This is a genomic window from Thiobacillus thiophilus (genome assembly GCF_055378705.1).
The window spans coordinates 1,885,194-1,910,832 of record NZ_AP042404.1; the positions used below are offsets into that span (position 1 = coordinate 1,885,194).

Below are 25,639 nucleotides of genomic sequence, written 5' to 3' on the forward strand. Positions count from 1 at the left end.
CCGCTTCCCCGCAGGCGCGTTGCACGATCCGCTGCCGCAATAACGACAGAGCTCAGGCCGGTATCCGGGCTCGCGCTTGAAGTGCATCGCCTTCCCGGGCGAACCCAGTGGCAGTGTGATGAACCGTTTAGCGCTTACCGTTGCGGGGGCAGCACAGGCATGGCAGCGAATCGCCGCGCACCTGTTTCCCGTTTATCCTCGGCGGCGGAAAGCCGCGTCGGCACCTGAAGCCGCGCATTATAGCCATCTAATCGCCCGATTGACCGCCCGCGCATCGCCCCCTGCGGAAGGGTCGCTGCGCAGCAGCGGGGCACCCGCCGGCGTACCCCTTGCGGGTGCTATAGTCCCGCCATGCATGCTGAACTCGATACCCTCGAAGCCAAGATCCGCCAGGTGGCCGAGCTGTGCCATACGCTGCGGCAGGACAACATCGCCCTGCGCCAGCAGGTGCTGGCCGCGCAGCAGGACAACAAGCAGCTGACGACCCGGCTGGAGGCCGCCAAGACGCGACTGCAGTCGTTACTCAACACCCTGCCGGAGGACACCTGATGGCCGCCCCGCGCTCGATCGAAATCCATATTCTGGGCCGCGCCTACAAGGTGGCGTGCCCGCGGGAGGAAGAATCGGCGCTGATTGCGGCGGCCGACTATCTGGACGAGAAAACGCACGAGATCCGCGAAAACAGCAAGGTGATCGGCGCCGAGCGCATCGCCATCATGGCGGGACTCAACCTGGCGCACGAATTACTGACCCATGGCGGCGGCAGCCAGATCGAGGCAGCACGTGCCCGGCTGACGCATTGCAACGCGCTGCTCGATTCAGTGCTGGAAGATCAGGACAAACTCTTCTAGAATTGTTTTCGTTCCCTGCGGTGTTCGAGACTGGCTGCAATTTCTCTGAACCAATGCATACGTGCAAGGCTGCGATCTATTCCGATGCGGGTGTGCGCGTGACACGTTTCATGTGCCCAAAGCGTCTTTGAGCGCGGCCGTCTTGGACCCAGGTTCAAGAGTCTGCGGCCAGTACGGCACAGGCGGGGAACACTTCTTTTCATGAACAAATACACCCTCAGACGTCAGCTCAAGGCTGCGCGCAATGCGTTCACGCCAGCCGAGCGCCGCAAGGCCGCGCGCGCCTCCCTGCGGCTGGCGCTGCGTCACGGGCTGTTGCTGCGTTCGCAGCGGATCGGCTTTTATTTGCCGCAAGGCGGCGAATTCGACGTTCACCCCCTGCTCAACCAGGCCTTGTGGATGCACCGCGAGTGCTATCTGCCGGTGCTACCACGACGCGGGCGGGTGATGCAGTTCGGGCGGGTGGGACGCAACACGCGGATGGCGCCTAACCGCTTTGGCATCCCCGAACCCATCGATGCAAAACCGCTGCGCGCACGCCAACTCGACCTGCTGCTGATGCCGCTGGTGGGGTTCGATACCGAAGGCAACCGGCTCGGGATGGGCGGCGGTTTTTACGACGCGACGCTGGCATTCATGCGGCATCGGCGCGTGTGGCGCAAGCCGCGCCTGGTGGGCGTTGCCTACGAATGCCAGCGGGTGGACGCGCTGCCGCACGAGCCCTGGGACATACCTCTCGACGCGGTGCTGACCGAGCGCCAGCTGTACCGCTTCAATTCGAGTTCTAAATAAGCTGAAAAACGGCTGCACCACAGAGACACGGAGAAACCCGTTAAACTCATGGGTGGTGTTGGGTTAAGGTTTCACCCGACAAGTGGCCGAAATATCCTGTTTTTTCTCTGTGTCTCTGTGCCTCTGTGGTGCAGCCTTTAACTCAGCCCGGCTGCTTCTCGCGATCGAGCTCACCGCTCTTCAGCCGCATCTGATAATCCGTCAGCATCGCCCGAACCTTGCCGCTCAAGAGATAGAGCCCGAGCAGGTTGGGGAAGGCCATCGCCAGCACCAGCAAATCGGTAAAGTCGAGCATATTGGCCGCGCTCGCCACCGAGGCGACAATGATGAAGAGCAGGAACAGCACGCGGTACACCATCGACACGCGTTCGCCGAACAGATAGGTCCAGCAACGCTCGCCATAGTAGGACCACGAGATCATGGTGCTGTAGGCGAACAGCACCACCGACACGGTGAGGATGATGGGGAACCAGTCCGACACGGTGGCAAACGCCACCGAGGTCAGCGCCGCGCCTTTGCTGGCTTCGCGCAGCGCCAGAGTGGCGGGATCGTTGTAGACGCCGGTGATGACGATGACCAGCGCGGTCATGGTGCAGATGACGATGGTGTCGATGAAGGGCTCGTAGAGCGCGACCATGCCCTGACGGATCGGATACTTGACCGAGGCGGTGGAGTGCACGATGGCCGCCGACCCCAGGCCAGCCTCGCTGGAAAACGCCGCGCGCTTGAAGCCCTGCACCAGCGCGCCCACCATGCCGCCCGCCACCGCGATCGGCGCGAAGGCTTCGGTGAATATTTTGACCAGCGCCTGCGGCACCTGATCAATATTGCCAAGAACGATCCACAGGCAGGCCGCCAGATAGACCAGGATCATGGTCGGCACCACCGCCTCGGCGGTGTGAGCGATGCGGCGCAGGCCGCCGATGATGACCACGCCGACCGCCAGCCCCATGATGACGCCATAGGCGATCGGCACCTCGCGGAAGAAGGGCAGCACTTCCTGCACCGCGCCGAGCGACTGGCTGACCTGGAACGCGCTGCCGATGCCGAACGAGCCCAGCACGGCGAACACGGCGAACATCCCGGCCAGGGTCTTGCCGGTGCGCGGCAAGTTGAATTCGGCGAAGCCGCGCGACAAGTATTCCATCGGGCCGCCCATGATGCGTCCGTCCGAACGGATCTCGCGGTAGCGCTGCGCCAGCGTGGCCTCGGTGAACTTGGTGGTCATGCCGAGAAAGCCCGCCACGATCATCCACAACGTGGCGCCCGGCCCGCCGATGGAAATTGCGATCGCCACCCCGGCGATGTTGCCCAGTCCCACCGTGGCTGACAATGCAGTAGTGAGCGCCTGGAACGAGCTAACTTCGCCCTTGTCGTCGGCAGTGCGGTACTTGCCGCGCAGCACGGAAAACGCGTGGCCCATCATGCGCAGGTTGACGAAACTGAAGCGGAAGGTGAGATAGACCGCGCCGACGATCAGCCAGGCGACGATAAAGGGCATCACCGGCTCGCCGGGAAAGACGTCGTAGAAAATGACGCTGGCGAGATAGGCGTTGAGGGTGCCGAAGAAGGCGTCGATCCTGCCGGGCTCGGCTGCCTGCGCAATCTGCGGAAACAGCCCGGCGGCCGCGATGAAAAAATAAGGATGAATCGCCACCTGTGCTCCCCTGAATTGTTATTGCCCGCAACCATAACAAATTTGTGGCGGAAACACGCCTGCGACAACGACAAAGGCCGACACGAGGTCGGCCTTTGTCGTTGTCGCTCTTCAGTCAGATCATTTCAGGCTCAGCACCCAGGCAACAATCTTCTGCACATCTTCGGTCTTGACCTGGGGGTTCGGCGGCATGGGGATCTCACCCCATACGCCCTTGCCACCGGCTTTCACTTTCGCAACCAGTCTGGCTTGCGCGGTCTTGTCGTCGGCATATTTCTTGGCCACTTCCTTGTAAGCCGGGCCAACGATCTTTTTGTCCACACCATGGCAGGACATGCAGGCGTTCTTCTGCGCCAAAGCTTTAGCCTCATCCTTATCATCATCCGCCGAGGCCACGCCGGACAACAGCAACGCAGCAGACGCTGCAATCATCATCAGTTTCATCATCATTACATTTTCTCCGTGGAGGTCGGGGTGTGCGGACGCACATCATCTCGTGCGCAATTCTAAGGCAATTCATCCGCCATACAATACTGGTGGGGGCATGGTTATTTGCTACCAAGCACCATAAAACATTTTATTCGCGCTCGATCAACCCGCTATAAGCACGCCAACTATCGTGCTCCAGCCAGGGGAAGACACCGCCAAGGCAACGAAGTTGGTCGCCACCCCGACCGCAACCAAGCCGGCAATCGGCACGCCCCACAGCAGCATCACCGAAAAATCAAGACGCGTTGCCATGAAGCGGGTGACCGGCGCCGTGGCGAAATCGACACGGGCAGGCTACCTATTTGACAGCAAGCGCCGTCGCGGGTTCCAAATAGCAAATGGAAGCAGAAAACCATTTACCCCTGCAATTCCCCCAGCGTGGCGCATGATGGTCAGTGCGCGGCGACCAATAGTTGATTAAATCAGTCAACAATTGTACGCTTGCCGCACTCTCATACAACTTCAGGAGCGCACCATGTCCCAGGAATTATTCGCTGCCGCCCAGTCGGGCGATGCCGCTCAACTCAAAAGCCTGCTTGAGGCCGGTGCGGCCCACGGAGCCACCGACGAAGCCGGCGAAACCGCACTGATGCACGCCGCCCGCGGCGGCCACGTTGCGGCGGTGCAGGTGCTGATCGCGGCCGGCGCCGACGTCAACGTCCAATCGCCGCAGGGCTGGACCGCACTCGCCAAGGCCGCCTACAACGGCGACACCGAGCGCGGCTACGTCGAGGTGATCGAAGTGCTGGCCGATGCCGGCGGCTCGCTCGACGCACGCATCTTCTTCGGCATCACCCCGCTGATGCTGGCGGCCGGCGGCGGCGACGCCCCGGTGGTGGAATGGCTGATCAACGCCGGCGCCGACGTGCTCGCCGTCAACGAGGGCGGCCGCACCGCGCGCATGATGGCGAACGACAAGTTCTACGTCGATGTGATCAACCTGCTGAACGACGCCGAGCGCCAGTTGGGCGTGCAGGAAGACGGCTCACACTCGTCGGTCAAAAGCGTGGTCAAGCCGCACGTGACCAATTTGATGAAGCCGACCACGCATTAGGCAAACGCCGCACTCGCCACGATTTACGCACGCCACGGCATCGCGGCGTGGACGCAGTTTCTTACAGGGCGTGGTCAGCGTGTCAGCCAGTCAATCAATTCCTGCCACTGTTCGATATCGCGCCCGACGACATGCGGCGGCAGATCGAACAGGCTCTTGCCCTCGAATGCGGCGTTGACGTAGTGCTGGGTGTTGCGCAGGGATGCCAGCACCGGCAGATCCTGCTGTTGCATGAACTGCTCCAGCGTCACCCCGGCGCGGGTGCGTGGATCGACGCGCATGCCGACCACTCCGACGAATGCATGCGCCTTGCGTACCGCCTTTTCGGCATGCAGCGCGGCCAGAAAATCCTGGCTGGCGCGGATGTCGAACAGTGAGGGCGCGATCGGCACCACCACCTTATGCGCAAGTTTCAGCGCGCGTTCGAGGTTCTTGCCATGCAGCCCGGCAGGGGAATCGATCACCAGCCAGTCACTGTCCTGCTTCTGCCCCTCGCGCAGTAATTCGATGGCCGGCAGCGCCATGTCGCGCATCGCCAGCCAGTGGGTAGTGGATTTTTGCCGGTCGAGGTCCAGTATCGCCACGCGCTCGCCCGTTGAGGCCAGATAGCCGGCGAGATTGGTCGCCAGCGTCGTCTTGCCGCTGCCGCCCTTGGGGTTGGCCACCAGAATTACGCGCATGCTTGCTCCTTGTTGAAAAACGGTTATCCGCGAAGGACGCGAAGAGACGCGAAGTTAAACCCCAAAGATCAAACCAGAAAAGCACTGAACAATTCCGTCATCGCGAGGAGCGAAGCGACGTGGCGATCCAGAAGCCTTTGATTTCGCTTACCTTCTGGATTGCTTCCCGCCGCGGCTTACGACCTCGCGGTTAAAGGCAAAAGCGCTCGCAATGATAAGGAAAGAATTATCAAGCGTTCCCATAACCGCCCTTTGGGTTTTCCTTCGCGTCTTTTCGCGTCCTTCACGGATTAAAAAATTTAAAGCGCTTCCACGCTATACGTCACCGCCAGCGTATGCGTCTCGCCCGGCGCCACGATGACGATGTTGTCCATCGCATTGGCGGATTCGACGCAGACCATTTCGCGCCAGCCGGCGCCGGATTTGCCGCGGCCCAGGTCGCCCATTTTCTCGGCCTTTCCCGTCCACGGCGTCCACACGATGGTGGACAGCGAGCCGGTCTTGGCGATGCGGATGCGGCGCCCGAAGCCGGCGTCCTCGATCACGCAGTCGGCGGGGGTGTTGACGTAGACGCGGTCGACTTCACCGCTGAAGGTAATGTCGCCACGCTGTTGCTTGCACGCGAAGTTGTCGACCTTGTCGTGGTAGTCGCTGCCTTCGAGGCCGCTGACCTTCACCGCACCGATGTCGCTGATGTGCAGATAGGTATGCAGCGCCTCACCGATCTGCACCGGCACATCCCCCAGATTGGTGGTGACCAGCCGCATCTCCAGCTTGTCCCCCACCACTACGGTGAGCATCAGCCACGTGGGGTGCGGCCACTGCGCGCGGGTCTGTGGGGTGTCGACCAGCTGCAGCGTGATCTCGGTCTTGGCGTCGTTGCGGCGGCGCGTGCCGACGACTTCCCAGGCCACGGTGCGGGCGAAGCCGTGCGCGGGGTAGCCCGCCTCGATGGCGTGCGTGCCGAACCATGGCCAGCACACCGGTGCGCCGCCGCGGATGGACTTGCCCGGCGCGAAGGCGGCGGCGTCGGACAGCCACACCACCGGTTCCTGCTGCGACCTGGGGCGGAAGCTCACGACGTGCGCGCCCTGCAGACAGATCGTCGCGCGGCCGCCATGGTTGTCGATGTCGGCATAGGTGAGGCCGCCGGCGCCGGTGCGGAAAACCAGCTGGCCGGGGATGACGAAACGCGCCAGCGGGTCGGCATGCGCCTGCGCTTCGGTCGGATGCTCGACCTGCGACACATCGCGCACCGCGCCAAACGCAGCCGACGTCGTCATCGCCGCGTAGGCGCGCAGCGCGGCCGATACCTCGCGCACGCGGTTGACCGGCTTCCACGCCTGCGCGCCTTTGGCGTCCATCGCGACGCGGCGGCGCGCGAGTTCGGCGTCGCTCACCGCGACCTTGATGCTGCGATTTGGAATGTCGATCTCGATCGTGTCGCCTTCCTCGACCAGGCCGATGGTGCCGCCTTCGGCCGCTTCCGGCGAGGCGTGGCCGATGGAAAGACCCGAGGTGCCGCCGGAGAAGCGGCCGTCGGTCACCAGCGCGCAGGCCTTGCCCAAACCTTTGGACTTGATGTAGCTGGTCGGGTACAGCATTTCCTGCATGCCGGGGCCGCCGCGCGGGCCTTCGTAGCGGATCACCACGACGTCGCCGGCGACGATCCGGTCGCCGAGGATGGCTTCGACCGCGGCGTCCTGCGATTCGAACACGCGCGCCGGGCCGGAGAATTTGAGGATATGCTCGTCGACGCCGGCGGTCTTGACGATGCAGCCGTCCTCGGCGAGGTTGCCGACCAGCACCGCCAGCCCGCCGTCTTTCGAGTAGGCGTGTTCGAGATCGTGGATGCAGCCGTTGACGCGGTCGTCGTCCAGCTTGGCGAAGCGGCGGTCCTGCGAGAACGCAGTCTGCGTCGGCACGCCGCCGGGCGCGGCGCGGAAGTAGTCCTTCACGTCCTTGTTCGTGGTGCGGCGGATGTCGTAGAGGTCGATCTGCTCGCCAAGCGTTTCGCACAGCACGGTCGGCAGGTCGCGGTGGATCAGGCCGCCGCGTTCAAGCTCGCCCAGGATCGCCATCACGCCGCCGGCGCGGTGCACGTCTTCCATGTGGTAGGTCTGGATCGACGGCGCCACCTTCGACAGGTGCGGCACGCGGCGGCTCATGCGGTCGATGTCCGTCATCGTGAAATCGACCCCGGCCTCGTGCGCGGCGGCAAGCAGATGCAGCACGGTATTGGTCGAGCCGCCCATGGCAATGTCGAGCGCGATGGCGTTCTCGAACGCGTCGAAGCTGACGATCGCGCGCGGCAGCACGCGGGTGTCGCCGTCGTCGTAGTAGCGCCGTGCGTTCCGCACGATCAGGCGGCCGGCGGCGAGGAACAGGTTCCTGCGGTCGACGTGGGTGGCGAGCAGCGAGCCGTTGCCGGGCAGCGAGAGCCCCAGTGCCTCGGTCAGGCAGTTCATCGAGTTGGCGGTGAACATGCCGGAACACGAACCGCAGGTCGGACAGGCCGAGCGTTCCAGCTCATCGACCTTTTCGTCGCTGAAGCTCGCATCCGCCGCCGACACCATGGCGTCGACCAGATCGAGCTTGATGACCTTGGATTCCCACACCACCTTGCCCGCTTCCATCGGCCCGCCGGAGACGAACACCGTCGGGATGTTCAGCCGCAGCGCGGCCATCAGCATTCCCGGCGTAATCTTGTCGCAGTTGGAGATGCACACCAGCGCATCGGCGCAGTGCGCGTTGACCATGTACTCGACCGAGTCGGCGATGAGGTCGCGCGAAGGCAGCGAATACAGCATGCCGCCGTGCCCCATGGCGATGCCGTCGTCGACCGCGATGGTGTTGAATTCCTTCGCCACGCCGCCCGCCGCCTCGATCTCGCGCGCCACCAGCTGGCCCATGTCCTTCAGGTGGACGTGGCCCGGCACGAACTGGGTGAACGAGTTGGCGATCGCAATGATCGGCTTGTTGAAGTCGCCGTCCTTCATGCCGGTGGCGCGCCACAGCGCACGGGCACCGGCCATATTGCGGCCGCGGGTGGTGGTCCAGGAACGGTAGTCAGGCATGATGGTCACTCAGGCAATCTATAATCAGACAGCCATTTTACCCGCGCGCTTTGCCAAATCCCTAGCCCCTAACGCCTAACTCCTGGCCCCCAATAACATGCTCGTTCATCCGCAATTCGACCCCGTCGCCCTGCAACTCGGCCCCGTCGCCATTCACTGGTATGGCTTGATGTATCTCGTCGCCTTCGTGCAGGTCATCCTGCTTGGGCGGTGGTGCATCGCGCATCGGCCGTGGTCCGGCTGGACCGTGAACATGCTCGACGACGTGCTGTTCTACGGCGTGCTCGGCGTCATCCTCGGCGGGCGGCTGGGCTACGTGCTGTTCTACAAGCCGATGGAATATCTCGCCCAGCCGCTCGACATCCTCAAGCTGTGGGAAGGCGGCATGAGTTTTCACGGCGGCTTTCTCGGCGTCATCATCGCGATGGCGCTGTTCGCGCGCCGCCACAAGCTGCGCTGGCTTGCCGTCACCGACTTCATCGCCCCGCTGGTGCCGCTGGGCCTGGCCGCCGGACGGCTCGGCAACTTCATCAACGGCGAATTGTGGGGCCGCGCTACCGACCTGCCGTGGGGCATGGTGTTCCCGCAGGCGGGCGACGGCATCGCGCGCCACCCCTCGCAGCTCTACCAGTTCGCCGGCGAAGGCCTGCTGCTGTTCGCCGTCCTGTGGCTATACTCCCGCAAGCCGCGCCCGGTCGGCGCCGTCTCCGGCGTCTTCCTCATCGGCTACGGCGCTTTCCGCTTCCTCGCCGAATTCGCCCGCGAACCCGACAGCTTCCTCGGCCTGCTGGGGCTGGGCTTGTCCATGGGGCAATGGTTGTCGCTGCCGATGGTCGTCGCCGGCATCCTCATGCTGCGCTGGGCGCAGCGCCGGGCATGATCGAGCGGCTGTGGAAGCTGGGCGGCTGGCTCGGGATCGCCGCCACCCTGGTGCTCTCGCTGACGCCACCGATGCTGGGTGAGGCCGGGCACACCGACAAAATCGTCCACCTGACCGGCTATGCCGTGCTGATGTTCTGGTGGGCGCAGCTGGTTGTGGAACGGCGCTGGCGGCTCGCGCTTGTCGTGGTGCTGTTCGGCATCACCATCGAACTGCTGCAAGGCCTCACCCCCAACCGCCAGCCCGACGTCCTCGACGCGCTGGCCAACACCAGCGGCGTCCTCATCGGCTGGCTCGCCGCACGTCTCCTGCCCAATCTTCCCGGGCGCCTCGCCGCACTTCCCGCATGGCATCGCTGAGGCTATAATTTGCTGCATCGGGGGGGTAGCTCAGCTGGGAGAGCGCCGCGTTCGCAATGCGGAGGTCGGGAGTTCGATCCTCCTCCTCTCCACCATACTATTTTCATACGTTCTTATTCACTACACAGTAGATACGGTCTACGCTAGATGCTGTCTGCAGCAATCTTGTAAGAGTGATAGCCATTAAGTAAACAAGATCCAAGAAATTGGCGCCTTTCTCTTACAGTCAGTTCATGCTGAACCTTGCTTCAATCGAATCGCGCAAAGGTATGCTTAATGTCTAAACTCAGAGTCCCATCCAAGCGCCGTGAAGGCTTACAGTGCATCGCGGGACTAACCGATAACGCGGTAAAGGAATTATTTGCCGCAATGGCAACCTACCCGGTTCGGCTTTACCCAACAGACTCAAATGTTTTTCAGCACATAAGCGGACAAATCAAGAACATTCCGGAAGCCGACGTTAGGCTCATTCTGGATACCCTTATATCGATGTACCCAGTAATGGTTTCGTCAAATAGGCCATTAAACACATTTGTGGCTGACGTTGTTACTTCAATGCGTGACCATGCTCCAGATGAGCCGGCGATCGACGATTCGCAGTTAACGCGTCTTCAGGATTCTCTCGAAAAACTGCTTAAAGTGCCGTCCATTTCATTGGCTGCAAAAGCAACAAACATTTTGTTTCAAAATGAGCGTAGCCTAATGTCCTCGCGCATCTTGACAGATGTAAGGCCAGTATTTGACATTGACACAAACGACATTGGCGGTGGCCTTGTAATCCACACATTAAAACTCGAGTATTTTGCTGACAATGATGATGCTTTCAAGCAATTTTTTGTTAGCTTGGATTCTGACGATATCGATGAACTTATTCGGAATCTCGAGCGCGCAAAACAAAAATCCGAAAAGCTAAAAAACTTACTCACAACTGCTTCAGTAATTAGCATTGATACGGATGAATCATGAGCATTCTTGCCCAAAAAGCGTATGAGAAGTATTTTGGTGGGATCCCCTGTCCATCCCCCCGCGAATGGTTTGAATGCCCTGAAGAATCTGGGAAGCAAGCCAAAAATGAACACGTCTATGGCAGAAAGCTTAAAAGCATCCAAGCAGCATGGCTTTCAGTAAAAGAGTTAAAGATCGAGTCCGCCGCCCAAGGCAAAGGCTACTCTGTATGGCAGCAAAAGCTATTGGAAGCCAGAAAGAATGTCATAGTGAAAGAGCCGCATTCCCTTGCGGCTCAGTTTCGTGAATTGGCAACAAAATGGAAAGAGGATATCAAGCTCACTTCGTCGTTAACTGAAATTGTCCTGAACACCTCATATCAGCGCATTATTGGTTTAGGGCCTGCTGTAATTCCGCTTGTGTTACAGGACTTACAAGACAATGGCGGCCATTGGTTTTGGGCGCTTGAGGCCTTGAGCGGTGAAAATCCCGTAAACGACGAGAACGCCGGCAGAGTAAAAAAAATGACTCAAGCATGGCTAGAGTGGGGCAAGGAAAACGGCTTCATTTGAAGCAGGTTTAACCGCTCAGCCTTTAGCCTCTAGACGATGTATTCGCCCGAAATTGCCAGAGACCTCCCCCAACTAAAATCCAATAACCATTCCATCACTAGCCCGCAAACCCACGATTACAACTGTATCGCTTGGGCAGCTGGAGAGGATGACAGATGGTGGTGGCCTGTTCAGCATCCGCATGCTTACTGGCCCCCTGGGATTCCACGCGTTGAGACAGTGGACGCTTTCATCCAAGCGTTCGTAACAAAAGGTTATAGCCCTTGTGATGACGGCACACTCCAACCTGCAACAGAAAAGGTAGTGCTATATGTTGATAAATTCGGCAAGCCAACCCATATGGCGCGGCAATTACGTTCCGGACAGTGGACCAGTAAATGCGGCCCTTGGTGCGATATATCCCACCACAACCCCGATGTAGTTGCTGGAGGTGTTTATGGAACAGTCTTTATTTTCCTTGCCCGATCAATACCTAATCCCTTTAATCCAAGCCAATAACACTTGTATCTCTGCGTCGCGTTTACCTCGTTTCAGAGATGCCCCGCTCCTTTCGCCAAGAGCTACCTGAATCACCCTTAAACCATTGGGGGGCGCTTTTTCTTTTCGGTTCTACCACGAGCAGTTGTTGGCTAGGCGCAAGCCCCGATCAAGCAAACTCGACCCACACCGGCTGATGATCCGACGCCTCGGTCGCGGCGTCAATGCCGTGCGCCCTGAGGCGCCCCGCCAGCCCCTCGGTGACGAAGACGAAGTCGAAGCATTCCGGCTGGCTGACGAAGTCGACCGGATGGATGCCGACGGTGGGCGCATGGGGCTCGCCGGGGTGCAGCACGGGCCAGGCATCGCGAAATCCCAGTTCACCACAGGCAAACGGGGCGACGATTTGCGCGCGCTCGGGCGCCGAGGCGGGAAAGTTCATGTCGCCGCACAACAGCGCCTGCGCAGGTCGGGGAAACACCTCGAAGGCGCCACCCTCTTCTTCAGTCAGCGGCGAACGCGCCGACATGCCACAGGCTTCGGCATGCAGGCGGCGGATGGCGTCGATCTGGGCCTGGCGCTGGCGTTGTGAGTAGTGCTCGAGGTGGGTGGTCAGCACGCGCAGCGGGCCGACGTCAGCGGTGATGACGGCTTCAACCAGCACGCGCTGCATGCTGGGCACGTCCGGTTCGGTCGGCCAGGGCAGGAGATGCCGCCAGACCTGGCCGACGGGCAGGCGGGAAAAGATGGCGTTACCGAACTGGCTGCGACCGCCGCGTCCGTCGGGCACGTCGGTTGCCGCGCCGTAGATGGCGGTGTAGCCGGGCAAGCCAGCAGACAGTTCAGCGACCTGGTCCTCGCCGCGGCTGCCGGGCAGGCCGGGGAAGTTGACCGCGACTTCCTGCAGGCAGATGACGTCGAAATCGCCCAGCTGGCGGATGGTTGGGAGGATGCGCGCGAGCTCGACCCGGCCGTCCATGCCGCGCCCCCATTGGATGTTCCAGCTCAGCAGCTTCATGGCATGCCCCGTTCGGTTCGGCCCCTTTTAACAGGATAGGCAAACCCGGTCAGTATTCGACCGGCGGGCCTTGCCACGAGCCCGGCCGCGGCTGCGCCCGGGCAATGGCCTGCGCGGCGGTGCGCCAGCCTTCGCACGCGTTGCGCCCCGGGTGGCCCCGCACGACATTCAGCACGCCCTTGTACCTGGCATAGAAACGGAAAAATCGCAGCACGAACGCTTTCTCCGCGAGGGTCAGCGGGTGGGCGCTGCACACCAGCTTGTCGTCTGCCATGCCGCGGTCGATCAGCGTCACTGCGCCCCACGCCCTGACCCGTATCCGGGCGCCGAGGGGCAGGCGCGGCCCGAGCACCAGCGCATCCAGCAGATCGCCTTCGAATCCCAGATAATTCGGGACCGAGCCGTAGTTGAACGGGCACGGAAATGGCGAGACAAAATCGATGTGGCCGGTGGACCCGCGCTTCAGAAAGCTGCCGCGCGGCACTTCGATGACCACCTCGATTTCTGGCGGCTCGGGGGCGTTATCGTGGGCGCGCGATGGCGGCGTGTTTGCGTCGGTCATGCTGCAAGCCTACCTCAGCCCGCACGCGCCACGAGCCCGGATGCCAGGGATTTGTGCACATTTTTCCGTCCACTGGAATTTTCGGCGGGGATTCCACTCCCATCCATAGTCCCAGCCCACGGGAAACCCTTGCCGCGACACGGCCTTGGCGGAGGCGCGCATTGCCCCACACGCCGGACAGGATTAAAATGCCGCACTTTTCGCTTAAATTTCGCGGCTTGCCCGGTGGGCAGGCCGCTGTTGCCTGAGCATACGGAACCATGGAACGACAACGCTGGCTGGACGGGACGCTGTATTCGCCCGATTTCGAACAGGATAGCTGCGGCTTCGGCCTGATTGCGCAGATCGACAATCAGCCCAGCCATACGCTGGTGCAGAACGCGATCGGCTCGCTGGCCTGCATGACGCACCGCGGCGCGATCGCTGCCGATGGCTTGTCGGGCGACGGCTGTGGCCTGTTGTTCAAGAAGCCGGATGCCTTCCTGCGCGCGGTGGCGAGCGAGGCCGGCTTCACGCTCGGCGCGCTGTACGCCGCCGGCCTGCTGTTCCTGTCACGCGACGCGACGCCACAGGCGCATGCGCGTTCCACCCTGAAATCGTCGCTGGAGGCACAAGGCCTCACGGTCGCCGGCTTCCGCCTGGTGCCGACCGATTCGTCCGTGTGCGGCGAATCCGCGCTGGCCTCGCTGCCGCATATCGAGCAGGTGTTCGTCAACGCGGCCGTTGGTCTTTCTGAAGACGACTTCGAGCGCAAGCTCTACATCGCGCGCCGCCTGGCCGAAAAGGCGCTGGAAGCGGCCGACCCGGTGTTCTACCTGCCGACGCTGTCGTGCCGCGTGATCAGCTACAAGGGCCTGGTGATGCCGGACAACCTGCCGGTGTTCTACCCCGACCTCAACGATGCGCGCTTCGCCACCAGCCTGGCGGTGTTCCACCAGCGGTTCTCGACCAACACCTGGCCGCAGTGGCGCCTGGCGCAGCCGTTCCGCTATCTGGCGCACAACGGCGAAATCAACACGGTGCAGGGCAACCGCAACTGGAGCCGCGCCCGCGAGCAGAAGTTCGTGACGCCGCTGATCCCGAACATGGACGACGTCCGTCCCATCGTCGGCACCAAGGGCTCGGACTCGATGAGCCTCGACAACATGGTCGAGGGCCTGGTGATGGGCGGCGCGGGCCTCTTCCGTGCTTTGCGCCTGGTGATCCCGCCGGCATGGCAGAACGTCGAATCGATGGACGCCGACATCCGTGCGTTCTACGAATACAACTCGATGCACATGGAGCCGTGGGACGGTCCCGCCGGCGTGGTGCTGACCGACGGCCGCTACGCCGTCTGCACGCTCGACCGCAACGGCCTGCGCCCCGCGCGCTGGGTGCTGACCAAGGACCGCATCCTCACCATCGCCTCCGAAGTGGGCGTGTGGCCGATCGACCCCGCCAACGTCGAGAAGAAGGGCCGCGTCAGGCCCGGCCAGATGGTCGCCGCCGACCTCGAGACCGGCCGCCTGCTGATGCCGGAAGACATCGACAACGAACTCAAGGGCCGCCAGCCCTACCGCGAATGGCTGAAGGCCAACGCGGTCAAGCTGGAGCTCTCCATCAACCAGGACGCCGACCTGCCGGTGATGGACGCGGCGAGCCTGCTGACCCACCAGAAGCTCCACAACGTCAGCTTCGAGGAGCGCGACCAGATCATCCGCGTGCTGGCCGAAGACGGCGCCGAAGCGATCGGCTCGATGGGCGACGACACGCCGATGGCGGTGTTGTCTCAAAAAGTGCGTTCGCCGTTCGACTACCTGCGCCAGCAGTTCGCCCAGGTCACCAACCCGCCGATCGACCCGATCCGCGAGGCGATCGTGATGTCGCTCAACACCAGCTTCGGCCCCGAGCGCAACCTGTTCGACGAAACGCCGGCGCACGCGCACCGGGTGGAGGTACGCACGCCGCTGCTGTCGAAGGAAGCCTTCGACAAATTGCTGAACCTGGACGACCCGGCGTTTGCCGCGATCACGCTCGATCTGCATTACGACCCGGCGGCAACCACGCTGGAAGCCGCGATCCAGGCACTGACCGCGCGCGCGGTCGATGCGGTGCGCACGGGCAAAGTGATCCTCGTCCTGTCCGACCGCAACATCGCCCGCGATCGCCTGCCGATCCACGCGCTGTTCGCCGTAGGCGCCGTGCACCACGCACTGATCGCCGCCGGCCTGCGCTGCAACGCCAACATCGTGGTGGAAACCGGCAGCGTGCGCGACCCGCACCACTACGCCTGCCTGATCGGCTACGGCGCCACCGCGGTGTATCCATATCTGGCCTATCAGGTGATCGGCGAATTCGTCAAAACCGGCGAGATCAAGCCCGGCCTCGAAAAAGCCCTTTCCAACTTCCGCAAGGGCATGGACAAGGGCCTGTACAAGATCCTCTCGAAGATGGGCATTTCGCTGGTGGCAAGCTACCGCGGCGCCCAGCTGTTCGAGGGCGTGGGCCTGCACGAAAGCGTGGTCGGGCTGTGCCTGAAGGGCACGGTGTCGCGCATTTCCGGCGCCAACTTCGACGACTTTGAGTCCGACCAGAAACTGCTGCACAAGACCGCGTTCAACCCGCTGCGCCCGCTGTCGGCCGGCGGCCTCTTGAAGTTCATGTTCGGCGAGGAATTCCACGCCTACAACCCGGACGTGGTGCAGCAGCTGCAGAAGGCGGTGAAGGCGGGCGACTACGCCGAATTCAAGAAGTATTCCGAAATCGTCGACCGCCGCCCGGTGGCGATGCTGCGCGACCTGATGACGCTGAAGACCGGCGCCGCGCCGATCCCGCTGGAAGAAGTCGAGCCACTGGAAGCCATCCTCAAGCGCTTCGATTCCGCCGGCATGTCGCTCGGCGCACTGTCGCCGGAAGCGCACGAGGCGCTGGCCGAAGCGATGAACCGCATCGGCGGCCGCTCCAACTCAGGCGAAGGCGGCGAGGATCCGAAGCGCTACGGCACCGCCAAGACCTCGAAGATCAAGCAGATTGCCTCCGGCCGCTTCGGCGTCACCGCGACCTATCTGGTCAACGCCGAAGTGCTGCAGATCAAGATCGCGCAGGGCGCCAAGCCCGGCGAGGGCGGCCAGCTGCCGGGCGACAAGGTTTCGGTGATGATCGCGTCCTTGCGCCACTGCAAGCCCGGCACCCCGCTGATCTCGCCGCCGCCACACCACGACATCTACTCGATCGAGGATCTGGCGCAGCTGATTTTCGATCTGAAGCAGGTCAATCCCGACGCGCTGGTGTCGGTGAAGCTGGTGGCCGAGCCCGGCGTCGGCACGATCGCGGCGGGCGTGGCCAAGGCCTATGCCGACCTCATCACCATTTCCGGCTACGACGGCGGCACCGGCGCCAGCCCGCTCGCCAGCGTGAAATACGCCGGGTCGCCGTGGGAGCTGGGCCTGTCCGAAGCGCAACAGGTGCTGCGCGCCAACGGCCTGCGCGGGCGCGTGCGCGTGCAGACCGACGGCGGCCTGAAGACCGGCCTCGACGTCATTAAGGCGGCCATCCTCGGCGCGGAATCCTTCGGCTTCGGCACCGGCCCGATGGTCGCGCTGGGCTGCAAATACCTGCGCATCTGCCACCTCAATAACTGCGCCACCGGCATCGCGACGCAGAATGAAACGCTGCGCCGCGACCACTTCATCGGCCTGCCCGAGATGGTGGTGAACTACTTCAAGTTCGTCGCCGAGGAAACGCGCGAGCTGATGGCCAGCCTCGGCATCCGCCAGCTGACCGACCTGATCGGCCGCACCGACCTGTTCGATCTCTCGGCCGGCGACACGCCGCGCCAGGGCCGCCTCAAGCTCGACGTGCTGCTCTCGCAGGGAGACATCCCCGCCGACGCCCCGCGCTTTGCGCAGCAGGAACGCAACCCCTCGTTCGACAAGGGCGAACTGGCCGAGCAGATGGTGGCCGACGCGCTCGCCGCGATCAAGGCCGGCACCCCGGTCGAGCTCGCCTATCCCGTGCGCAACGTCAACCGCTCGATCGGCGCGCGGCTGTCGGGCGAGATCGCCAAGGCGCACGGCGCCAAGGGGCTTCCGGACGACACCCTGCGTATCAACCTGAGCGGCTCGGCCGGCCAGAGCCTCGGCGTGTGGAACCACAAGGGACTTACCTTGACCCTCGAAGGCGACGCCAACGACTACGTCGGCAAGGGCATGGGCGGCGGCCGTCTGGTGATTTATCCGCCGCGCATCGCCAGCTTCGAGGCATACCGCAATACGCTGATCGGCAACACCTGCCTGTATGGCGCCACTGGCGGCGAACTCTACGCGGCCGGCATCGGCGGCGAACGCTTCGGTGTGCGCAACTCCGGCGCGCTCGCGGTGGTGGAAGGCATCGGCGACCATGGCTGCGAATACATGACCGGCGGCGTGGTGATCGTGCTGGGCGAAACCGGGCTCAATTTCGGCGCCGGCATGAGCGGCGGCATGGCCTTCGTGGTCGACGACGCGGGCGATTTCATGTCGAAGACCAACAAGGAAATGGTCGAGCTGACCCGCATCGTCAGCGATCAAACCGAAGCGTTCCGGGTGTTCTTCCGGGCGCAGGTCGAACGCCACCTGGCGCTCGCCGGCAGCGCCCGCGCCAAGACCTTGCTGGCCGACTTCGACGCGACCCTGGCTCGCGTCTGGCTGGTCAAGCCGAAGCGGATTTCGATCGAAGACCTGGTCGAGGATCTCCCCGGCCACACACGTGAAGCGGTGGAAGCATAAGAATGGGTGACGTATTCTGGTTTTTGAAGCAGGCGCGGCGTGACGGTGAGAAGACCGAGGCGAAGGTGCGCAAGCACGACTTCCGCGAAATCTACGCGCTGATGGATGCCGCGCACGCGCAGGAACAGGCCGATCGCTGCCTCGGCTGTGGCAACCCGTACTGCGAGTGGAAGTGCCCGGTGCACAACTACATCCCCAACTGGTTGAAACTGGTGTCCGAAGGCCGCTTGTTCGAGGCCGCCGAGCTCTCCCACCAGACCAACTCGCTGCCCGAGGTGTGCGGCCGCGTCTGTCCACAGGACCGCCTGTGCGAGGGCGCCTGCACCCTCAATACCGACGGCTTCGGCGAGGCCGTCGGTGGCGGCCCGAACACGGGCGGCTTCGGCGCGGTGACCATCGGCCAGATCGAACGCTACATTTCCGAAGAGGCGTTCAAGGCCGGCTGGCGTCCCGACATGACGAACGTGGTGCCGACCGGCAAGAAGGTCGCCATCATCGGCGCCGGTCCGGCCGGATTGGGCTGCGCCGACGTGCTGGCGCGCAACGGGGTGAAGCCGGTGGTGTTCGACCGCTACGACGAGATCGGCGGTCTGCTCACCTTCGGCATCCCCGAATTCAAGATGGAAAAGATGGTGATGATGCGCCGTCGCGAAGTGTTCGAAGGGATGGGCGTCGAATTCCGTCTCGACACCGAGATCGGAAAGGACGTGTCGATGCAGTCCCTGCTCGACGAATACGACGCCGTGTTCATGGGCATGGGCACCTACACCTACATGAAGGGCGGCTTCCCCGGCGAAGACCTGCCCGGCGTGCTGGAAGCGCTGCCCTTCCTGATTTCCAATGTCAGGAAGTGCCTCAACCTGGCCAAGCCGGACGAGGTCGCTGATTCCAACGAAAAATATCGGGACACGAAAGACCTGCGCGTGGTAGTGCTGGGCGGCGGCGACACTGCGATGGACTGCAACCGCACCAGCATCCGCCAGGGCGCGGCCTCGGTCACCTGCGCCTATCGCCGCGACGAGCAGAACATGCCCGGCTCCAAGCGCGAAGTCGCCAATGCCAAAGAAGAAGGCGTGCAGTTTATGTGGAACCGCCAACCGGTGGAGATCGTCGGTGACGGCAAAGTGGAGGGCGTCAAACTCGTCACCACCGAGCTCGGCCCGCCCGACGCGCGCGGCCGCCGCACCCCGGTGGTGATCCCCGGCTCGGAGGAAATCATTCCCGCCGACCGCGTGATCGTCGCCTTCGGCTTCCGCCCCAATCCGCAGCCGTGGTTTGCCGACCACAGCATCGCCGTCGACCCGGGCGGCCGCGTGATCGCCAAGGGCCAGCAGCACGCGTTCCAGACCGCCAACCCGAAGGTCTTCGCCGGCGGCGACATGGTGCGCGGCGCCGACCTGGTGGTAACTGCGGTATGGGAAGGCCGCGAGGCCGCCAAGGGTATCCTTGGCTACCTCGACCTGCTCTGACCACGGCGGGGGCGAGGCGGCTTAGCCATCGCGCCCTCCCACTCGGGGTACGCTAAAATATTGCCACCCACCCCATGCTTTCCGGACTTTATTACCCCCGTTCCTTCACCATTCTCGTCATCGTCGCGATGGGCGTGCTGATCGTGCCGCTGGCGAGCGGCCTGATCAACACGGTGCACGTGCTGCAGGGCGTCGCCGACACCCAGCGCCAGTTCACCCGCAATAGCCTCGCCATCACGCGCGATGTGCGGCAGATCGCCGAATCGGTGAGCCAGTTGCAGCGCACTGCCGGGCAGTACCATTTGCTGCAGGACGCCGAATTCGCGCCCGCCCTGCGGACCCGTTACGACGAACTGCAAACCCTGCTGGCGCAACTCGACGGCGAACTCGTCGACACGCCGGCACGCGCCACGCTGGCCGCGCTCGGGACACGCAGCCGCGTATTGTACCGCCAGCTGCAACCCGGCGCATTTCTCGACAGCGCGCGCTTCAACGCGCTCGAGCCTGCGTTCGATGCGCTGCATGTCGATACGCGCACCTTGCTCGCCGAGGCCGACGCCGCGGTGCAAAGCGAATTGCAGGCGCTGGAAGCGACCGTGCAAGCCACCCGCCAGCGGCTGATCGTGCTGGCGCTGGCGCTGATTCCGCTGACGCTGCTTTTGGCTGCGGTGTTTTCCTGGATGATCAACCGCCCGATCAAGCAGCTCAAGGCCTCGATCCAGCAGCTCGGTCAGGCCGACCTGCGGCCGCTGCGGGCGATCAGCGGGCCGCAGGACATCGTCGAGCTGGGGCGTGAAATCGACTGGCTGCGCCAGCGTCTGCAGGCGCTGGAGGACCAGAAGCTGCGCTTTTTGCGCCACGTGTCGCACGAACTGAAAACGCCGCTGGCGTCTCTGCGCGAAGGCGTCGCGTTGTTGGACGACGAACTGGTGGGTAGCCTCAATGCGCGTCAGCGCAGCATCGTCACCATCATGGACAGCGCCAGCCGCGACCTGCAAAAACGCATCGAAGACCTGATCCGCTACAGCGGTATGATGCGCGACGCCACCCTGCGGCCCACCGGCGAGCACGCGCTGGCAGACGTGCTCGCCGGCGCGCTTGCGCGACAACGGCTGGCACTCGACGCGCGCGGCTTTCAGGTCGAAACGCAGCTGAATGCCCCCACCGTGCACTGCGATCGCAGCCAGCTGGAAACGGTGCTGGACAACCTGCTGTCCAATGCGATCAAATTCAGTCCCGAGGGGGGGCGTATCCTGGTGAAGAGCGAGCCGCTCGACGACGCAATCGCGCTGTGGGTGTGCGACCAGGGCGAAGGCATACCCGAAGCCGAGCGCGGCCGTGTCTTCGAGCCGTTTTTCCAGGGTGCGCTCCAGCCCGCCAGCACGGTCAAGGGCAGCGGACTGGGCTTGTCGATCGTGCGCGAATCGATGCTGGCTGCGAGCGGCGGTGTCGAGGTGGTCGATTGCCCGCCGTGGTCGACCTGTTTTCGTTTAACCTGGCCCGTTTAAGCTGTCCGATGCCACAATGACGTTCAAACCCACCTTCCTTGTCGGGCTGTTGCTGGTGCTGGGCGCCTGTACCCCCGTGCCCGAGCGCCCGACAGTGACAGCGGCGACCCCTGCGCCAACCGCCGCCCAGCCAACCAGACTGAACGCGACAGCGCTGCTGAGCGAGCTGGCGCAGGTGGCAGCGCTGTCGCCCGAACAGCGACGCCATGAACTGGCTGGACTGGAGGGCGAGCGCCATCTCGACGACGCCCGGCGTTTTCAGTTGGCCGCCCTGCTGGAGCGCGAGGACAGCGTGGAGGCGCTCGAACGCAGCCTGAAAACACTGGGGGCGATCACCGACCTGAATCCGCGCGCACAAGCGTTGACCGAACTGATGAAAAGGTCACTCAAGGCGCGTATCGAGCTCAAGCAGCAGACCGCGCGCACGCAGGAATTGCAGGACAAGCTCGACCAGATCAAGGCGTTGGAAAAATCGCTGCAACAGCGCAACATCCCCGACAAGGCACCATGAAAAAGCCCTGCATTCTGGTGGTCGACGACGACGCGTCGCTGCGCGAGTTGATCACGCTGCGACTGGAGGCCAATGGCTTCAGGGTCGAAGCGGTCGACAGCGGCGAAGCCGCGCTGACACAGTTGGCGCTGGCGCGCCCCGAAGCCGTGCTGACCGACATGCAGATGGATGGCATGGACGGCATGGCGCTGTTTCGCGCCATCCATGCGCGCGACCCGGCGTTGCCGGTGATCGTGCTGACTGCGCATGGCACCATTCCGGACGCGGTGGCCGCCACCCAGCAGGGACTGTTCGGCTACCTGACCAAGCCCTATGACGCCGCCACCCTGATCAGTCTGCTGAAACGCGCCACCCGCCTTGCGGGTAACAGCAGCGACGCCGACAGCGACAGTTGGCGCAGCGAGATCGTCACCGCCAGCCCGACCATGGACGTGCTGCTGGCCGAAGCCCGGCTGGCCGCGCAAAGCGATGCGTCGGTCTTGATCCAGGGGGAGTCGGGCACCGGCAAGGAACTGCTGGCACGCGCCATTCATCGCGCCAGCCCGCGTCACGGCAGGCCCTTCGTCGCGATCAACTGTGGCGCGATTCCGGCCGAACTGCTCGAATCGGAACTGTTCGGCCATGTAAAGGGCGCCTTCACCGGCGCGGCACGCGACCACCTCGGCCTGTTCCTGAGCGCCGAGGGCGGCACCATGCTGCTTGACGAGATCGGCGACATGCCCGCGCAGCTGCAGGTCAAGCTGCTGCGCGTACTGCAGGAAGGCGAGGTTCGGCCGGTCGGCGCGACCGCAACACGGCCTGTCGACGTACGCATTTTGTCGGCTACCCACCGCAATCTGGAGGAGGCGATCGCCAGCGGAGAATTCCGCGAAGACCTGTATTACCGCCTCAACGTCGTCACCCTGACGCTGCCGCCATTGCGCGAGCGGCGCGAGGACATCCCGCTGCTGGCACGGCATTTCCTTACGGTGCTGACGGAAAAATACCGCCGCCGCATCCATGGCTTTGCGCCAGACGCGCTCGACATGCTGACGGCAGCCGACTGGCCGGGCAACATCCGCCAGTTGCACAACGTGCTGGAGCAATGCGTCGCACTGTGCACCACCTCAACCATCCCGGCCAGCCAGGTGGCGCGCGCCCTGCGCGACAAACCGGCCGAGATCCAGCCACTGGCCGAAGCACGCTCGACGTTCGAGCGCGATTACCTGATTTCGCTGCTGAAGCTCACCCGCGGCCAGGTTAGCGAGGTGGCGCGACTGGCCGGACGCAACCGCACCGAGGTATACCGGCTGCTGCAACGCCATGGCCTCACCCCCGCGCTGTTCAAGGACCGCGACGACGCCTGAGCGTCAGGCATCGGCGACGCCTTCCCTGCCGTGCAGGCGGTCGATTCCCGTACCGGCGCGCCATCAATTTGATTCAAAACACATTTCTCGATTGGCACGGCCTCTGCTTTAGGAGAGATACCGCCTTTTGGCGCGTTTATCAACCCAAAGAGGAGAACACCATGTTTGTATGGGCCGTTACGTTTCTGATTATTGCAATCATCGCCGGAATTTTCGGTTTTGTCGGACTGGCGGGCACCGCTGCCTGGATCGCCAAAGTGCTGTTCGTCGTCGGTCTGGTGGTGTTTCTGGTGCTGCTGGTCTCGGGCCGCCGCCCGCCCGCCCTTTAAAACTAAAACGCTCGTTGCACAGGAAAGGGGGAGCTTGTCTCCCCTTTTTGATTGTCTGTTTTCCAGGTTTGTTTTTCGTGGCTGTCGCCGATGTCAGACAAAATAATCCAATAAGAACAACTGCCTAACAAACCACATCCGGGTCCGTCGCCGACAGGCGACATATCGACCGCCCATGCGGACGCAACGCAGCGAGCCGCCCCGTAAAAAACATTTATCAATTTGATTCTATTAGTGAAAATAGAGTTGGCACGGTCGTCGCTTTAGTACTCCTCGAGTGCATCTGCATTCGTAATGACTCAACCATTAAGGAGCTAAACATGAAATCCATTCACCCCAACTTTCTAAGCTTCACGCTTGCCGGCCTACTGGGCGCCGCCTCGGCCTCTGTCTTAGCCCAATCCATGCCCGGAACCACCTTTTCCCCCGCCACGGATGCGCCCAGCTTCCAAAGCGCCGACAGCAATAACGACGGCAAAATCAGCCTGGAGGAATTCAAGGCTCAGGGCGGAGATGATTATGGCTTCACCAAGCTCGACACCGACCAGGACAAGAGCCTGAGCCAGGATGAATTCGCCAAGCTGGGCAAGCCGAGCGCCTAACGCTCCTGCCCCTCGGCGTCGGGAGTCGGGAGCGTGACGGTGGTCCGCAACGACGGCTGATCAAACGCTAACCCCCGACTCCCAGCCAGCCGGCGATGAATCCTTCACAACCGGCAACATGAACCAGGAGAACCGATATGAGCAAAACCATGCCCCACCTCAATGACGAGCACATGCAGCTGTATGAATGGAGCGGGACCGGAATCGGGGGGATATCAATTCCGGCCAAGTCGAAACGCACCCATCCCTGGCGAGCCTCCTACGCCGTGCTGGGCGTACTGACCAGCCTGCTGGTCCTGAACGGCTGCGACAACCAGGACTCGGCAGAGCAGGCGAGTGAACTGGTCGAGCAGCGAACGAAGGATCGGCCGCTATATGACGATGCCGCCGGCCAGCCCATGCCTGAGGCGGAGGCGGGCGCACCGGCTGCAGACGAAACGCTCATGCCGCCGGGCGAAACGATCGGGTCACCCGGAGAAGACCAACAAACACAGTGATCGGCCGTGTCAATAAAAATAGGCCAGGCGCATCGTGCGCCCGGCCTTTCACGTCATGCCATCAGCCGGTCAGAACGTATGGCTGTACATCAGCTGCCAGTTGACCTGGCTGTGGTCGATGGTCATGCCGCTATCCGCCGTCACCGCCACCTCCGGCGCATAGCTTAGGCTGAAGTTAAGCGCGGATTGCTTATCGAAGGTATAGCCGAATCCCGCCGTGTAGTGGTCTTCCACGGTCGCCGGCCACAGATAATTGACGTACGCGTCCGGGATCGGATTCTTACCATAGTTGTAGCCGACGCGCCCGGTGAAAGCGCCGCTGAACCGGTAGGCGAGGCCCAGCGACAGCACGAGCTGGTCGTCCCAGTCCTGCTGGAACGGCGCAACGACCATGTCATTCTGGTAAATGGTCACCGTATTCATGCTGTCGCCCCACATTACGTCCTTGATGTCGGCCGCAATCATCAGCCGCTCGTTCGCCTGCCAGGCAAGACCGAGGCCGAGCGTGGCCGGCATGTCGAAACCGGTCACCCTATAGTCGTCGCCCTTGAAATCGGGCAGGTTGGCGGCGGTCTGGTAGACGCCGCCGACGGTCAGGACATCGTTGAGCCTGTAGGTGAAGCCGAGCTTGGCCGCCACGCTGTAGCCCTTGGTTGCGCCGGTGAAGTCGCTGTCGTCCTTGAAATCGATCTCCTTACCCGGATTGAGGGGATCGAGATCGGCGACCAGGTCCATCCCCCCCCACACCAGGTCGACGCTGCCACCGATGTTGAAACGCTGGTTGACGCTGTAGGCGAGCGGGAAGATCACCCGACCCACGCCCACCTGCGCCATGTCGCCATTGGCGTATTCGGTGCCCATTCCGCCCTGGCCGTAAATCCCCGCGCCATAGACCAGATTGCCCTGCTTCTTCACGTAGCCGATGGCGGGCATGTAGAAGGCGTCGGCCTCGGACTTGCCCATTCCCATGGATGTTTCCAGATCCGGGCCGACGAAACCCAGCATCACGTCGAGCCGACTGCCCTCCGCCATCAGGCCGAGCGTGGCCGGATTGTTCGCCAGCGCGGCGGTGCCGTTGTCGTAGGCCATAGCGGCCCCGCCCATGCCTGCGGCGATCGGGCCGTAGCCCTCCATGATCATGCCGTTGGTGGCCAGGGCCAGGCTGGGCGCAGCCAGTCCCATCACGGCAAGCGTGGCCGCGAGTTTGTTCAGTTGCATC

25 protein-coding genes, 1 tRNA gene, 1 other RNA gene and 1 riboswitch are annotated in these 25,639 nt (G+C 62.9%); of the genes, 19 read left to right on the forward strand and 8 right to left on the reverse strand.

Features of this window, described 5'->3' with window-relative positions; all coding sequences use genetic code 11:
- Nucleotides 1-38: 38 nt before the first annotated feature.
- Nucleotides 39-243, reverse strand: a riboswitch (cobalamin riboswitch).
- A gap of 108 nt (nt 244-351) precedes the next feature.
- From ACZ41T_RS09220 to ACZ41T_RS09235, 4 genes are all read left to right on the forward strand, one after another.
- Entirely contained in the window at nt 352-549 is a 198-nt protein-coding gene (locus tag ACZ41T_RS09220) for a hypothetical protein (RefSeq protein WP_464921101.1), read from the forward strand.
- Entirely contained in the window at nt 549-851 is a 303-nt protein-coding gene (locus ACZ41T_RS09225) for a cell division protein ZapA (protein WP_464921102.1), read from the forward strand. Before ACZ41T_RS09220 ends, ACZ41T_RS09225 begins: the two co-directional genes overlap by 1 nt.
- A gap of 9 nt (nt 852-860) precedes the next feature.
- Nucleotides 861-1,044: non-coding RNA, 6S RNA (gene ssrS, locus ACZ41T_RS09230), on the forward strand.
- A gap of 8 nt (nt 1,045-1,052) precedes the next feature.
- Nucleotides 1,053-1,643, forward strand: coding sequence for a 5-formyltetrahydrofolate cyclo-ligase (locus ACZ41T_RS09235; protein ID WP_464921103.1), 591 nt, complete (start codon nt 1,053-1,055; stop codon nt 1,641-1,643).
- A gap of 142 nt (nt 1,644-1,785) precedes the next feature.
- Here ACZ41T_RS09235 and ACZ41T_RS09240 read toward each other — a convergent pair whose 3' ends face one another.
- From ACZ41T_RS09240 to ACZ41T_RS09250, 3 genes are all read right to left on the reverse strand, one after another.
- Entirely contained in the window at nt 1,786-3,300 is a 1,515-nt protein-coding gene (locus ACZ41T_RS09240) for an alanine/glycine:cation symporter family protein (RefSeq protein ID WP_464921104.1), read from the reverse strand.
- A 120-nt stretch (nt 3,301-3,420) separates the two neighbouring features.
- Nucleotides 3,421-3,750: a c-type cytochrome gene (locus ACZ41T_RS09245; RefSeq protein WP_464921105.1), complete on the reverse strand. Its 330-nt coding sequence runs from the start codon at nt 3,748-3,750 to the stop codon at nt 3,421-3,423.
- A gap of 141 nt (nt 3,751-3,891) precedes the next feature.
- Nucleotides 3,892-4,041: a hypothetical protein gene (locus ACZ41T_RS09250; RefSeq protein WP_464921106.1), complete on the reverse strand. Its 150-nt coding sequence runs from the start codon at nt 4,039-4,041 to the stop codon at nt 3,892-3,894.
- Nucleotides 4,042-4,264: 223 nt separating this feature from the next.
- Here ACZ41T_RS09250 and ACZ41T_RS09255 point away from each other — a divergent pair, with 223 nt between their 5' ends.
- Nucleotides 4,265-4,843, forward strand: a complete 579-nt coding sequence (locus tag ACZ41T_RS09255; protein WP_464921107.1) for an ankyrin repeat domain-containing protein — start codon at nt 4,265-4,267, stop codon at nt 4,841-4,843.
- Nucleotides 4,844-4,917: 74 nt separating this feature from the next.
- On the opposite strand, the gene ACZ41T_RS09260 is transcribed toward ACZ41T_RS09255, so the two are convergent.
- Entirely contained in the window at nt 4,918-5,523 is a 606-nt protein-coding gene (locus tag ACZ41T_RS09260; protein WP_464921108.1) for a nucleotide-binding protein, read from the reverse strand.
- A gap of 299 nt (nt 5,524-5,822) precedes the next feature.
- Complete coding sequence (gene ilvD, locus ACZ41T_RS09265; protein WP_464921109.1) at nt 5,823-8,600, reverse strand: dihydroxy-acid dehydratase; 2,778 nt, start codon at nt 8,598-8,600, stop codon at nt 5,823-5,825.
- Between the two features lie 97 nt (nt 8,601-8,697).
- Here ilvD and lgt point away from each other — a divergent pair, with 97 nt between their 5' ends.
- From lgt to ACZ41T_RS09295, 6 genes are all read left to right on the forward strand, one after another.
- Nucleotides 8,698-9,480 (forward strand): prolipoprotein diacylglyceryl transferase, encoded by a 783-nt coding sequence (gene lgt / locus ACZ41T_RS09270; protein WP_464921110.1) that lies wholly within the window; start codon nt 8,698-8,700, stop codon nt 9,478-9,480.
- Nucleotides 9,477-9,839 carry a VanZ family protein gene (locus ACZ41T_RS09275; RefSeq protein WP_464921111.1) on the forward strand — a complete coding sequence of 121 codons (363 nt, stop codon included), beginning with the start codon at nt 9,477-9,479 and terminating at the stop codon, nt 9,837-9,839. Before lgt ends, ACZ41T_RS09275 begins: the two co-directional genes overlap by 4 nt.
- Nucleotides 9,840-9,858: 19 nt before the next feature.
- Nucleotides 9,859-9,934 (forward strand) — tRNA-Ala (locus tag ACZ41T_RS09280).
- 181 nt (nt 9,935-10,115) lie between these two features.
- A complete protein-coding gene (locus ACZ41T_RS09285) occupies nt 10,116-10,805 on the forward strand; it encodes a hypothetical protein (RefSeq protein ID WP_464921112.1) in 690 nt (229 codons plus the stop codon).
- Nucleotides 10,802-11,356 (forward strand): hypothetical protein, encoded by a 555-nt coding sequence (locus ACZ41T_RS09290; RefSeq protein ID WP_464921113.1) that lies wholly within the window; start codon nt 10,802-10,804, stop codon nt 11,354-11,356. Before ACZ41T_RS09285 ends, ACZ41T_RS09290 begins: the two co-directional genes overlap by 4 nt.
- A gap of 36 nt (nt 11,357-11,392) precedes the next feature.
- Nucleotides 11,393-11,854 carry a DUF7689 domain-containing protein gene (locus ACZ41T_RS09295; RefSeq protein ID WP_464921114.1) on the forward strand — a complete coding sequence of 154 codons (462 nt, stop codon included), beginning with the start codon at nt 11,393-11,395 and terminating at the stop codon, nt 11,852-11,854.
- Nucleotides 11,855-12,002: 148 nt separating this feature from the next.
- On the opposite strand, the gene ACZ41T_RS09300 is transcribed toward ACZ41T_RS09295, so the two are convergent.
- Complete coding sequence (locus tag ACZ41T_RS09300; RefSeq protein WP_464921115.1) at nt 12,003-12,851, reverse strand: endonuclease/exonuclease/phosphatase family protein; 849 nt, start codon at nt 12,849-12,851, stop codon at nt 12,003-12,005.
- A 49-nt stretch (nt 12,852-12,900) separates the two neighbouring features.
- Nucleotides 12,901-13,413 carry an inorganic diphosphatase gene (locus tag ACZ41T_RS09305; RefSeq protein WP_464921116.1) on the reverse strand — a complete coding sequence of 171 codons (513 nt, stop codon included), beginning with the start codon at nt 13,411-13,413 and terminating at the stop codon, nt 12,901-12,903.
- Between the two features lie 260 nt (nt 13,414-13,673).
- Between ACZ41T_RS09305 and gltB the strand changes: the two genes are divergently transcribed.
- From gltB to ACZ41T_RS09345, 8 genes are all read left to right on the forward strand, one after another.
- Nucleotides 13,674-18,158: a glutamate synthase large subunit gene (gene gltB, locus ACZ41T_RS09310; protein ID WP_464921117.1), complete on the forward strand. Its 4,485-nt coding sequence runs from the start codon at nt 13,674-13,676 to the stop codon at nt 18,156-18,158.
- Between the two features lie 2 nt (nt 18,159-18,160).
- Nucleotides 18,161-19,627 carry an FAD-dependent oxidoreductase gene (locus ACZ41T_RS09315; RefSeq protein ID WP_464921118.1) on the forward strand — a complete coding sequence of 489 codons (1,467 nt, stop codon included), beginning with the start codon at nt 18,161-18,163 and terminating at the stop codon, nt 19,625-19,627.
- A 74-nt stretch (nt 19,628-19,701) separates the two neighbouring features.
- A complete protein-coding gene (locus tag ACZ41T_RS09320; RefSeq protein WP_464921119.1) occupies nt 19,702-21,135 on the forward strand; it encodes a HAMP domain-containing sensor histidine kinase in 1,434 nt (477 codons plus the stop codon).
- 16 nt (nt 21,136-21,151) lie between these two features.
- Entirely contained in the window at nt 21,152-21,646 is a 495-nt protein-coding gene (locus tag ACZ41T_RS09325) for a hypothetical protein (RefSeq protein ID WP_464921120.1), read from the forward strand.
- On the forward strand, nt 21,643-22,992 hold the full coding sequence (locus tag ACZ41T_RS09330; protein WP_464921121.1) for a sigma 54-interacting transcriptional regulator: 1,350 nt from the start codon (nt 21,643-21,645) through the stop codon (nt 22,990-22,992). Before ACZ41T_RS09325 ends, ACZ41T_RS09330 begins: the two co-directional genes overlap by 4 nt.
- Nucleotides 22,993-23,153: 161 nt before the next feature.
- Nucleotides 23,154-23,321 carry a DUF1328 family protein gene (locus ACZ41T_RS09335; protein ID WP_464921122.1) on the forward strand — a complete coding sequence of 56 codons (168 nt, stop codon included), beginning with the start codon at nt 23,154-23,156 and terminating at the stop codon, nt 23,319-23,321.
- A gap of 320 nt (nt 23,322-23,641) precedes the next feature.
- Nucleotides 23,642-23,923 (forward strand): hypothetical protein, encoded by a 282-nt coding sequence (locus ACZ41T_RS09340; RefSeq protein WP_464921123.1) that lies wholly within the window; start codon nt 23,642-23,644, stop codon nt 23,921-23,923.
- Between the two features lie 137 nt (nt 23,924-24,060).
- Nucleotides 24,061-24,420 carry a hypothetical protein gene (locus ACZ41T_RS09345; RefSeq protein WP_464921124.1) on the forward strand — a complete coding sequence of 120 codons (360 nt, stop codon included), beginning with the start codon at nt 24,061-24,063 and terminating at the stop codon, nt 24,418-24,420.
- A 69-nt stretch (nt 24,421-24,489) separates the two neighbouring features.
- Here ACZ41T_RS09345 and ACZ41T_RS09350 read toward each other — a convergent pair whose 3' ends face one another.
- The gene (locus ACZ41T_RS09350) at nt 24,490-25,638 is read right to left on the reverse strand and encodes an OmpP1/FadL family transporter (protein WP_464921125.1); all 1,149 of its coding nucleotides are present in this window, start codon (nt 25,636-25,638) and stop codon (nt 24,490-24,492) included.
- Nucleotide 25,639 lies beyond the last annotated feature (1 nt).